Below are 12,177 nucleotides of genomic sequence, written 5' to 3'. Positions count from 1 at the left end.
AATAAGAACTTACAAAGTAATGCTTTGTAAGTTCTTATTTTATATATAATTCTTTTGTATTTTTTAAGCGCTCAAGCAGTTCATCTATCAACAGATCATCAATCGCAAGTGAGATTCTAATGTAATTCTTACCGCGTGATCCAAACGGGATTCCTGGAGTTACTAATATTGATTCTTGCTTTAATAAATAATCTGTATACGCTTCCCCGTCAAAACCGTCTGGCACTCGTACCCATAAAAATATACCGCCGTCCATCGGCTCAAATGGAATTTGAAGTTGTTTTAAATACGCTGTCACTTTATCGCGTCGTGCTTTAAATATATTATTTTGACTTTCTAGATATGGTTCTCCTAGCTCAAGTGCTGCTATCGCTGCATCTTGTACAACGCCCCACATACCAACTTGAGTATGATCCTGAAAATAGTTCAGAGCACTCACAATCTCTTTATTCCCTACAGCAAATCCGACACGTACACCGGACATATTAAAGCCTTTAGATAACGAATATATTTCTACAGCAACTTCTTTCGCATGAGGTGAAGCAAGAATGCTTGGATTCTTACCATTAAATCCAAAAGCAGCATAGGCAAAGTCATGGACGATCTTTGTTTCAGTATCTTTAAAACGCATAATTGTATCATCAAAGAATGCTTGAGTCGCTACTGCCCCAGTTGGATTAGATGGATAGTTAAGATAAATCAGCTTTGTATTATTAAGTTGCGCTTTATCTATATTATCAAAGTCAGGTAGGTAATGATTTTCAGGGTGTAATGGCAATTCATAATGTAATCCTCGAGCAAGCTTTACACCAGCAAGATAATCCGTATATCCAGGATTAGGGAGTAATACACCTTCACCAGGTTCAATGACACATGTAGGGATATGAACAAGACCATTTTTCGTACCATAAAGAATACAAATTTCATCATCCTCCAATGAAACATCATAGACATCTTTATAAAACTTCTGAATCTCTTTCTTCAATGCCTCCTTGCCACGGAATACGCCGTATCTATGGTTATCAGGATTGACAATGGCATCTTGTAAAGCTTTCAGCACCGTACGATCCACTTGTTGGTCAGGGATACCAACTGCTGTATTAATCAATGGTTTATCCCCGACTTCAAGCTTCCTACCCATCGTCTTACCAAAATAACTTTCAGGTATTGAACTTAATAATTTAGAACTCACAGACATTCGCTCCTTTTAAAATAGAAAAGCGTCATTGCTTCAGTAGCAATGACGCCGATGTGGCACTTATCTACCAAGCATATGCTTGCTGGATTTAGCACAGTACTTAAAGCCTGTTGCTGAAGTATCATAGGGCCAGTTCCCTCCACTTCTCTGGATAAGAAATATTTAATTTGTGATATCACTATAGTATAGTTCAAACAATACGTCAACTGTATTCAGAATATTTTATCTATTATCTTTAATATGCACACGTGTTGACGCATCATGCGTTGGTATAAATGGATTAATCTTTTTTTCATCTTTCGTAAATCTCTGCTTCAAGTTCATTAATATTTCATACACTACAGGGACAACGATTAATGTTAATAATGTTGAAGAAGTCAATCCACCGATTACTGTTACAGCAAGTGCCTTAGAAATAAGCACAGAGCCGTCTCCTCCAAACAGTAATGGTAACAATGCGCCTACTGTAGCAAGTGCAGTCATCAAGATTGGACGCACACGAGTCATCGCTGCTTCAAGCAATGCATCACGTGTTGATAATCCTTCTGCTTCTTTATTGATAACGCGATCAATCAGCACAATCGCATTCGTAACAACGATACCAATGAGCATGAGCATACCAATCATCGATGGTACAGAAAGCGTCTCCCCAAACGCGAGAAGTCCTAATATTACCCCGATAATCGTAAACGGTAACGAGAATAATATGGCAAGTGGCGCAAGTCCTCCTTTAAATGTCAGTACAAGTATCAGGTAAACGATTCCGATAGCGGCAAGCATCGCAAGTCCGAGTTGAGAGAAGCTCTCGCCGATATCTTCACTCGTTCCTCCAATATGTACATCAACATTTGAAGGGTGTTTTAATGCGTTTACTTTCTTTGCAACATCTTGTGTAGCCTGGCTAACATCTTTTCCTTTAATCTTACCTTCTACTGTAGCCGATATATTACCGTCTTCACGTTTAATTGTATCTGACGTCTTTCCTTCTTCAATCGTTACGACATCGCTCAACTTAATCTCTTTACCGAGTGGTGAAGTAATCTTTGTATTCTCTAATTTATCTTTTGTCCATTTTGATTCTTTTTCTTTTGTCAGAACAACATCTGTCGACTTGCCATTATCACCTATTTTAGTGACAACTTTATTATCACTACGTTGATTTAATGCCATTGCAATCTGACCTGCAGTTAGTCCGCGTTCAGATAACTTGTTATGATCTACCTTTAATGTATATGCATCATAACTATCCGTTAATGATGAACTTACATTCGTAACAGTATTAACGTCTTTCATTTCTTTCTCAAGCTGCTCTGTAACCGGTCTTATTTCATTCATCGATGGACCGTTAACAGTAACCGTTACTGTATTGGTCGAACCACCCGTTGCAAAATCCTGGTTCTTCCAAGTTCCTTCATGTTTGAAAGAAGCGATTTTGTTCAATACACGTTCCGCTTCACTTTCCCACTTTGGTGTATCCTTCTTATATTCAACCATCATTGCCATATCGTTAGTAGCAACCGGGTTAAATGGATTTTCTCCTCCAACTGAGTACTGAATATTTACTACATCGTTATTCTCAGCTAAAGTTTTCTGAACTTGCTCACCTTTTTTTACAACCTCTTCTTCAGTTTCACCAGGTTTAGGCTTGTAAGTTAATGCAAGAAACTTATCTTCCCCTGTTGAAATGAATGACGTCCCTAGAAATGGCGTTAAGAACAAGCTACCAAGGAGGAGACCGATACTTAATAGTGAGACGATAAGCTTATGTTTTAAAGACCATTCTAATACTTTATGATAGAAACTTGCAATACGCCCTACCTTTGCTTCATCATCATGATGCCCTTTAATACCATTCTTAAAGAATGTATGTCCAAGCATCGGTACAATCGTAATTGCAATTAATAATGAGGCCAACAATGCAAATACGACTGTATAAGCAAAAGGTCTAAAGATTTCACCGATAGAACCCGACACCAGTCCAAGTGGTAAGAATACTGCAATTGTGACCATCGTCGAACTCATAATCGGTATAAACATCTCTTTAGTCGCGCTGCTAATTAACTCAGAACCACTCAATTTCTCTTTAGGGTCAGACATACGTCGGAATATATTCTCGATAACGACGATAGAGTCATCAATAACACGGCCAATTGCAACTGTCATCGCTCCAAGTGTCATAATATTAAGTGAAATATCCATCTGTTTAAGGATTAACATTGCCATTAATATAGACATCGGAATGGATACGACCGCAATCATCGTTGAACGGATATTTCTTAGGAACACGAGTATCATGATCACTGCAAACAATGCTCCAATAATTGCTTTTTCTGCCATCGTTTTTACAGAGTCTTCAATCGGTTTTGCCTGATCCATCATCAGTACAGCATTAATATCTTTATTATTCTTCTTAAATTCCTTTACTTTATCTTTTACATCGTTTGCTAACGCTACAGTATTCGCATCATCTGACTTAATGACTTGTATGCTTAGTGAATCTTTACCATTTGTCTTAGAAATAGATTCACGACTCTCTACATTTTTAATCGTAGCAATGTCAGAAAGCATTACTGTTGGTACTTTACCGGCCTGCATCATCTTCGCAAGCGCCGCCTGTTCTTCAGGTGAGGCTTTAGCAGTATCAGCTTGATTATCTCCGCCTGATAATGGGATCTTTAAATCTTTAAGAGCATCCACACTAGTAAATTGACCATTTACGATGATACTCTTTAAATCGCTACCAAACGTATATAATCCAAGTGGTGCATCGGTTGTAGCACCTTTAATGAATTGAAGTACAGACTCTTCTGTCAAATTATTTTTCTTTAACTTCTTATCATCAAATTGTAGCTCAACTTGTTCAACTTCTTGTCCAGAAAACGTTACATTTGTAACACCTTCTACACCTTCAATTTCTGGAACTAAATCTTCTTTAATACGCTTTGTCAGATCTTTAATATCTGCCTTATCGCTTGAAAGTGAATAGCTAATGATTGGGAAAGTGTACATCGACATTTGTGAAATCTGTTTCTCTTGCGCACCTTCTGGAAGATCAACCTTCTCAATTTGTTTCTCTAATTCTGATTGCGCTTTGTCCATATCTGTTCCAAACTTATATTGAACAGTGACTGCAGATGCATTCTCTAACGATTGACTCGTTACTTTATCTACGCTCGATAAATTTTTAACCTTCTTCTCTATTGGATCTGTAACACCATTTAACACGTCTTCAGGTGTAGCACCTGGGTAAGGTGTTGTAATAGAAATTACAGGTGTCGACATACTCGGCAGCATTTCCATCTTCATCTTCATTGCACTATATACGCCGGCACTTAGGATAATGAGTGTCATTAACCATACTGCAAGTTTATTATGCAAAGAAAAATCAATAATTTTCTTTATCAAAGTCTTTCCTCCATTTATACGAATTTTATGTATTTATTGTAGCTTTATTATTTAAAATTTACCAATATCCTTATCTTGTTTGTGTATAATATTGATATATCGCATGTGTCCCTGTCGTTTCTTTTAGTTCATCGGAAAGACTACGATATAACTTATAACTCAATTCGAGACCGGGAAGTTCGATACCCATCTTCTTTGTTTCTTCAAGCGCGATGCTCATATCTTTCAGGAAGTGATGCGTATAAAATCCAGGAGTATAGTCTTCTTTTAAAATTCTTGGAGCCAAGTGAGATAATGACCAACTTCCTGCCGCTCCTTTACTGATTGTTTCTAGCACTTTTTCAACATCTAACCCTGCTTTATGTGCATAATACAGACTTTCAGCCATACCGATCATATTTGTAGCGATAGCAATTTGATTCGCCATCTTTGTATGTTGACCCTTTCCTGCATCACCAAAGTATGTCACCGAACTACTGAATTTATCGATTAAAGGTTTTACTCTATCAAATATCGCTTCATCTCCACCAACCATTACACTCAAGGTTCCATTCCTGGCACCAATATCTCCACCACTTACAGGTGCATCTAACACATATATTCCTTTCTTATTTGCTTCTTGATTAATCTTTTGGGCAAGTGCAGGACTACTCGTTGTACAGTCAATAAATATTTGACCTTGTTTACCATTATTAATCAATCCATCTGGTGCAAGATAGATAGCTTCTACATCAACCGGATAGCCAAGCATCGTAAAGACAATATCGGATTGTGCTACAACTTCAGTAGGCGTATCGCACCATATATGTCCTTGTTCGATTAGTGCCATTGCTTTTTCTTTCGTACGGTTATAAATATATAGTTTGTCCCCTATATGCTCAGCCATACTTTTTCCCATTACACCTGTTCCAATAAAACCAATTTTCATTTTGAAAACCTCTCTTGTCATATTGTATTGATAATTTACAGTTATATATTACAATTATAGGTAAAGGAGTGAAAAGAATGCAAAAAGTAATTATGTTTTTACTTATCATTATGCAAACTGTGTTTATAAGCAGCTATTTTGTTCATAGCGGTATCGTATTTTTAACAACATATTTCTGGATGGCTTTTTGCATCATTACGTTTTTCTCAGGTATACAATATCACTTTACAACCGATCAGAACTTGATGAACAACTTCACTTATAGAATTCTTTCTATACTTTTAACAGCATTTAGTTTATTCAACTTCTTTTTTATTCTATATATCACCTTTATTGATCCATATCTTTATATGGAAACGAAGGTGAGTGTCTTTAAATTTTTTAGTGAATAAAAAAGAGTGGTGTTTACTTGTCATCACTCTTTTCTGTACTGCATCCAATTGCTTCGTTACAGCATTTTCAACATTACCTCAAAATACTGCTATCTTCTCTTATTAATCTTCTTCGTCAACGCTTTTACTTTTGGCTTCGCAACTTCAATTAATGTATAAACAGGTTTATTAAGTATGTAGTCAAATTCGCCGATTTTTTCACTCAAATGTGTCCCCCAGCTCTTCTTAAACTGCCATAAACCGTAGTGTTCAGAATCTTTGTCGGGATTATTATCTGTCCCTCCGAAATCATAAGATACTGCGCCTTTACTACGCGCATATTTCATCATTTCGATTTGCATTTTATGATTTGGTAGATAGCTACGATAATCATTACTAGATGCACCGTATAAATAATAAGCTTTCTTACCACAAAATGTCAGAATTGCGCCTGACAAATATTTACCATCCGGATGTGTTTCTTTAAGTTCTTCTATTTCATTAATCTGCTTTTGTACCTTTTCAATGATGATATCTATGTCTTTTAATTGGTTTTCAGTTTTCTTCGTCTGTTTTTTTGATAAAACTTTCTCTTTCTCCTCATGATTTCTCTTTAATGTTGTATTTAAATTCTCTAACACAGTATCTGGAACTAATTTAGTAAGAAAAAGTACTGCGTCTCCAGCTGGATTAAGCGCATCGTATATCGTTTCGAAGTAGGAGATATCTCTGACTAGAAAGCCATCCCGTTCTCCAGTTTCTTTCATAAGCTGTGCAAAAATCTTAAGGTCTTCACGTGTTCCGATTTCACACTGTACGCCTTTTTTCAGGCTTTGCTTTACCGTTGAACGATTGCGTTTTTCAAATGACTGTATAAGTGCAGCTTCATCCATATCAATGTCCGTAATCATCGTCATACGTGGTTGTATGTAGTCTGGATGAAGTCCATCTTTAAATCCTTTATGAACAAAGCCTAATGTATTCATAAATTCAATTAATCCTGGAACCGTATCTACTTCAACATCCGGATCAATTTTAATAGAATAACTTTTCTCACGACGTGCAACTTCAATTGCCGCATCAACAAGTGCTGTCACGACTTCTTTGTCATGATAGTCACACACAAAGCCTCGCGATACGTAGCACATGGTGAATGGCGTCTTCGGTACTTTCTTAAATAGCAGCTGTCCCACCCCAGCGAGTTCGTCATCTCTTCCTACAGCGATACGTCTACTATACCATCCTGTCAATCGTTTTGTATCTGCCCACGTTGATAGCTGCAGCATATCACCATTTGCATGTGTTTTTACAAAGTTATCGTGTACTTCATTGGATACATTCTTTCTCATCACTGTCATTTTATTCTTTCCTTTCGTTTTACAACAAATATTTAATTATTATTGTTATACTTTTATTATTAAAGTAAAGAGGTGGCATATGTTTAAAAATTTACTGCTTATTATCTTAATCATTATTAATAGTATACTCGTTTCATTATTCCAGCAGGATTCTATCGATATGTTAAGCTTACATATTATTGTAGCAAGTTTTACTACAATCATTTCACTACTCTATTTGATTACAAGAGTATCAAAATCAACAATGTATATAGCATTGATTTCGCTGATTGTTGCTGCATACCATATTTATCTTATCATTATGACAGTTTATAATAACGTTTATGCTAGTTAAATTGATAAATCGCATTTCTAAAGTGATGTACTGCAGGTGCATCACTTTTTATTTTTAAACTTCTAATTGTATCTGTATTGCCAGGAATTAAGTAGATCGCAGGACACCCTAGTTTCTCTAGTTTAAAATAACTATTGATCACACCACTTGTGACTTCGTAACCTAACCATTCTACATATACCTCTGCCATCTCATTAAAATCTGTCGTTTCTATATCGATTCCTTCAATCCTGAGATTTCCCTGGAAATATGGAGAGAGTGACTGCATGCGTTCGTCATCTGACGCTCCCCACTGTATAAAGAATGGTAATTCATAATTTCTCTCTTCATCAATATAGAGCAACTGCCATTCAATAACTTGCCCTTCTGGTGTCACGCGCTGCATACATGACGGCCCAACCGTCTTTACACCTAATTGATTAAAGTGCTGCTTAAGTGCATCGATATCATCCGTTCTAAAACATAATCGCTTAAATCCTTCAACATAATCTGTACGTTCAAGTGATGCTGCAAAACTTAAACGCTCTTCTGCACTTTGTGCTGCTTTATGAACGAGTGCACGATCATACGCATCGATAAATTCAATATATGATAAATCAGTATAAGATAATTTATTGTATGTCCCTAACTGCTCATGCTTTCCACCATTAATCACCTTTAAAAAATCAATTTTAGCATCATTTAAATTCTGCACATGATGAATAATATGATCAAACTTTAATTCCACTGTCCTCACCTCTTGATACTATTTTAAGTTAAATACTATAAAAACTAAAGCAATCATCATTTATTAATTTAATAAATAAAAACCAGCCATTGTGTTATACAATAGCTGGTTTTTGTTAAACTATTTATCATCTACAACGATATACGTTGCTTTAATAGGTCCGTGAACACCAACAACAAGTTTCATTTCGATATCTGCTGAATTTGATGGTCCCGTGATCAAATTAATGCATGTAGGGAAGTTTTCTTGGTCTTCCATCATAGCATTCATCTGTTGCGCAGCTTGTGTAAACCTTGGCACAATTGTAGATTTAGGGACAATGGCTATATAAGTCGCAGGAAGTAAACTTACACTACGCCCTTTACCTTTATCCGCATATAATACAACCGTTCCACTCTCTGCAAGTGTTGCATCACTAAAAGTAATCCCGACATTCGCACGTTCTGCGACTTGTAAGTTCTCAGCACCTTTTGCTTCATCCCAGATAAAGGCATCATGCGCTTCTAAATCGATTCCAAAATCAGCGAAACGTTTGTCGTTCCATGCAATAACTTCCCCGTTGCCGTATTTATCAATAACTTGTTTCAATGTTTCATTAATATTATCTGTCGTCGTTTCAACGAGATCAGTATGAATGAAGTTACATTGCTGTCTTAAAACTTCTAATAGTTCGTCTTGCGTAAGACCTGTAAGCGTCTTATCTTGAGGACGATATTGCCATTCTGGACGTTCTACATGCTGCGGCATTTCACGCTGTAGATTTTTAGAGATGTTACTTAAGAATGAACCTTTATTATGAATTGTGCCTCTTTCCATTATTTCGCACCTCTTTTCAATCTTTTTTGCATCCAATCGCGGAAGTTTTCATCATCCGGCATTGGGAAATCACGAGAATTTGTCCATGCTTGTAAAGGCTTAGGACCTTTAGTAATCATACCTTTATCTTTGTTTTCAAACGGAGACATTAATGCTGGTGCTGCTTTAGTACCGTATTTAAATAAAGTTGAATGACTAGCTCCTTGTGCAAAACCTTTCATGACAAGACGTTCTGCAACTGGTGACATATGTTCTTCCTCAACAATAACACGTCTGTGTTCAAGCAATAAGTCATGTAACGGGATCTTAACAGGACATGCTTCAGTACAAGCACCACATAATGTAGAAGCATATGGTAATTCTTTGTACGTGTCATATCCACCAAGTAATGGCGATAATACCGCTCCAACTGGTCCTGGATAAATCGAACCATATGAATGACCACCTGTTTGACGATAAACAGGACAAACATTTACACAAGCAGCACAACGAATACATTGTAGAATAGATTGGAATTGCGTTCCTAAAATTTTAGAGCGTCCATTATCAACAATAATTAAATGGAACTCTTCCGGACCATCAATTTCATCTTCCGCACGTGGGCCTGTTAAAGTTGTCACATAACTTGTTAATTTTTGTCCTACAGCCGAACGCGTAAGCATTGATACTAATACTTCCAGTTCTTCATGTGTAGGAACTAAACGTTCCATACCCATAACTGTAATCTGAGTTTTAGGTAATGTTGTTACCATACGTGCGTTACCTTCATTTGTAACTAGGCTGAATGAACCACTTTCTGCAACACCGAAGTTACATCCTGTAATCCCGACATCAGCAGAAAGAAACTCTTCACGTAACTTTTGACGCGCAAATAACGCAAGTTCTTCCGGCTGACTTGATTTATCATATCCAAGTTTTTCTTTGAAGACCTTTTCGATTTGCTCTTTATTAAGATGAAGTGCAGGTACAACGATATGTGAAGGTGGATTATGATCATCGACTTGAAGAATATATTCTCCTAAGTCTGTCTCGATGACTTCACATCCTACCGCTTCCATCGCTTCATTCAGACCAATTTCTTCAGTTACCATTGATTTTGATTTTGCTACTTTTTTAGCATTTTTGTCACGTAGTACTTTTTGAACATATTGATTGGCTTCTTCTGCTGTTTCAGCGAAGAATACATGACCACCTTTAGCAGCGACATTCTCAGAAAGCATGTTTAAGTAATAGTCAAGGTTTGCAAGCGTATGTTGACGAATCTCTTCAGAATGGTCTCTCCACTCTTCCCAGTTTCCAAGGTCCTCTTGTGTTTTAAGCTTGCGTTCTCTTAATCTATCTTGCGCACTACTGACAGCACCACGCATAAATTCATCTTTAAGTTCAGTTTTAACTGCTTGCTTAAACGTTTCGTTACCTATTCTCATACTCATCGTGTAGTCACCGCCTCAACTTGGTTATTTAAGATTTCAATGATATGTACAGCTTTCACATCAACACCACGACGTCTTAATCTACCATCAATATTCATTAAACAACTGCAGTCTCCGCCAACTAAATAGTCTGCACCACTTTCAACGATGCAATCTACTTTTTCATCTACCATTTCACCTGAAACATCGCTCATTTTAACAGCAAATGTCCCACCGAAACCACAACAATTGTAGTATTTAGGTAATTCAACAACTTCTAGTCCTTCTACTTCGTTCAGAAGTTTAGCAGGTGCAGTCACATTACCTAACAGACGTGTCATATGACAAGATGGATGAATTGTAGCTACACCATCAAGCTTTGCTCCTACATTTGTAATACCTAACACTTCTACAATGAACTGCGTAACTTCATACGTTTTATCTGCAAGTTCTTGTGCACGTGCTTGCCACTTTGCATCGTTTTTGAATAGATCCGGATAATGTTTAAACATCGTTACACATGATCCTGAAGGTGCAACGACAACCTCTGATTGCTCGAAAGCTTTAATCATATTCTTCGCAGCTTTCTTCGTTTCCTCGTGATACCCTGAGTTATAAGCAGGTTGTCCGCAACATACTTGTGCTGCCGGGAAATCTACTTCACATCCTAGTTTCTCTAACAATTCCACTGTTGCAATACCCACACGTTTTTCGAATACATCTACTAAACACGTACTGAATAAGCTTACTTTCATAGTTATACCCCCCAATTTTTTTCAGTGTGCCCACAGCTGAAAATTAAACAGTCATCATATGACTCGGTGACCAATAGTTCTATTCTATTGCAACGTTTTTCTAAAAGCAAGTGACAAAATTATATTTTATAATGCTCTATTAATACTTCTTCCACCTCTTCTAGGTGTTTAAGCATTTTTTTCTCAGAAAGTTTCATATTTCCATTTTTTATAGCCAGAAAAATTTCGGTATGCTCATTAAAAAGTTTTTCAATAGATTTTTCTTCATTAAATAACCAAATTTGTCTTGTTTCTTTCATCACTGTTTTAATTTTATCTGATACTTCTATTAACATATGTTTTAACAATTTGTTATTAGAAGCTTCCGCAATAGAAAGATGAAAGTTTAAATCACTTTCTTCACCTATTTCCTTGTCATACATTGCCTGTTCCATTTGTTTTAATGCATGGTGTATCGCTTCCAATTGCTGTTCAGATCTATGCATCGCAGCTGCTCTGACAGATCCGACTTCAAGCACTTTACGCACTTCAAGGAGATCCTTGATATCTTCCTTATCGTATAGTGCCATTTCAGGTGTAAATGCAGAGCTTTCAATCGCTTTAACAAATGTCCCCTCGCCATGCTTTATTTCCAGCAGACCAATCACACGTAATGCATTTAGCGCTTCACGAATAGAGGCCTGTCCCACACCGTATTCTTTAGATAAAGCTTGAATTGAGGGCAGTTTGTCTCCCCTACTGTATTCTCCGTTCTTTATCTTCTCAGTAATTATTTCAGCAATCTCTTCATATAGTTTCTTTCGTTCTAATTTCACCATGTATATATCCCTCGCTAATTTAATATCTTAATTATACCAAACTATAGAATATAAA

11 protein-coding genes and 1 riboswitch are annotated in these 12,177 nt (G+C 36.7%); of the genes, 2 read left to right on the top strand and 9 right to left on the bottom strand.

Going from position 1 to position 12,177, the window contains the following annotated elements; translation table 11 throughout:
* Positions 1-34 precede the first annotated feature (34 nt).
* The 3 genes from QNJ52_RS07805 to QNJ52_RS07795 form a co-directional block, all read right to left on the bottom strand.
* Positions 35-1,198 (bottom strand): aminotransferase class I/II-fold pyridoxal phosphate-dependent enzyme, encoded by a 1,164-nt coding sequence (locus QNJ52_RS07805; RefSeq protein ID WP_283722243.1) that lies wholly within the window; start codon positions 1,196-1,198, stop codon positions 35-37.
* Positions 1,199-1,255: 57 nt separating this feature from the next.
* A riboswitch (SAM riboswitch) is annotated at positions 1,256-1,356 on the bottom strand.
* Positions 1,357-1,420: 64 nt separating this feature from the next.
* On the bottom strand, positions 1,421-4,603 hold the full coding sequence (locus tag QNJ52_RS07800; protein ID WP_219493635.1) for an efflux RND transporter permease subunit: 3,183 nt from the start codon (positions 4,601-4,603) through the stop codon (positions 1,421-1,423).
* 70 nt (positions 4,604-4,673) lie between these two features.
* Positions 4,674-5,531 (bottom strand): NAD(P)-dependent oxidoreductase, encoded by an 858-nt coding sequence (locus QNJ52_RS07795; RefSeq protein WP_219493633.1) that lies wholly within the window; start codon positions 5,529-5,531, stop codon positions 4,674-4,676.
* A gap of 77 nt (positions 5,532-5,608) precedes the next feature.
* Here QNJ52_RS07795 and QNJ52_RS07790 point away from each other — a divergent pair, with 77 nt between their 5' ends.
* Positions 5,609-5,923: a hypothetical protein gene (locus QNJ52_RS07790; protein WP_099483363.1), complete on the top strand. Its 315-nt coding sequence runs from the start codon at positions 5,609-5,611 to the stop codon at positions 5,921-5,923.
* A gap of 89 nt (positions 5,924-6,012) precedes the next feature.
* On the opposite strand, the gene QNJ52_RS07785 is transcribed toward QNJ52_RS07790, so the two are convergent.
* Positions 6,013-7,254 carry a lipid II:glycine glycyltransferase FemX gene (locus QNJ52_RS07785; protein WP_283722318.1) on the bottom strand — a complete coding sequence of 414 codons (1,242 nt, stop codon included), beginning with the start codon at positions 7,252-7,254 and terminating at the stop codon, positions 6,013-6,015.
* Between the two features lie 85 nt (positions 7,255-7,339).
* Between QNJ52_RS07785 and QNJ52_RS07780 the strand changes: the two genes are divergently transcribed.
* A complete protein-coding gene (locus QNJ52_RS07780; RefSeq protein ID WP_283722242.1) occupies positions 7,340-7,594 on the top strand; it encodes a hypothetical protein in 255 nt (84 codons plus the stop codon).
* Here the strand turns inward: QNJ52_RS07780 and QNJ52_RS07775 are convergent.
* The 5 genes from QNJ52_RS07775 to QNJ52_RS07755 form a co-directional block, all read right to left on the bottom strand.
* Complete coding sequence (locus tag QNJ52_RS07775; RefSeq protein WP_219493630.1) at positions 7,587-8,321, bottom strand: VOC family protein; 735 nt, start codon at positions 8,319-8,321, stop codon at positions 7,587-7,589. The two genes, QNJ52_RS07780 and QNJ52_RS07775, sit on opposite strands and share 8 nt — an antisense overlap.
* 120 nt (positions 8,322-8,441) lie before the next feature.
* Positions 8,442-9,137 carry a LutC/YkgG family protein gene (locus QNJ52_RS07770; protein WP_219493629.1) on the bottom strand — a complete coding sequence of 232 codons (696 nt, stop codon included), beginning with the start codon at positions 9,135-9,137 and terminating at the stop codon, positions 8,442-8,444.
* A complete protein-coding gene (locus QNJ52_RS07765; RefSeq protein ID WP_219493627.1) occupies positions 9,137-10,570 on the bottom strand; it encodes a LutB/LldF family L-lactate oxidation iron-sulfur protein in 1,434 nt (477 codons plus the stop codon). Before QNJ52_RS07765 ends, QNJ52_RS07770 begins: the two co-directional genes overlap by 1 nt.
* On the bottom strand, positions 10,567-11,304 hold the full coding sequence (locus tag QNJ52_RS07760; RefSeq protein WP_012656083.1) for a (Fe-S)-binding protein: 738 nt from the start codon (positions 11,302-11,304) through the stop codon (positions 10,567-10,569). The genes QNJ52_RS07765 and QNJ52_RS07760 overlap by 4 nt, the downstream gene beginning before the upstream one ends.
* Before the next feature lie 119 nt (positions 11,305-11,423).
* Entirely contained in the window at positions 11,424-12,122 is a 699-nt protein-coding gene (locus QNJ52_RS07755; protein WP_219521763.1) for a FadR/GntR family transcriptional regulator, read from the bottom strand.
* Between the last annotated feature and the right edge of the window lie 55 nt (positions 12,123-12,177).

This window comes from Macrococcus sp. S115, assembly GCF_030067655.1.
GTDB lineage: Bacteria > Bacillota > Bacilli > Staphylococcales > Staphylococcaceae > Macrococcoides > Macrococcoides psychrotolerans.
This window is presented reverse-complemented; position numbering and strand designations above follow the sequence as displayed.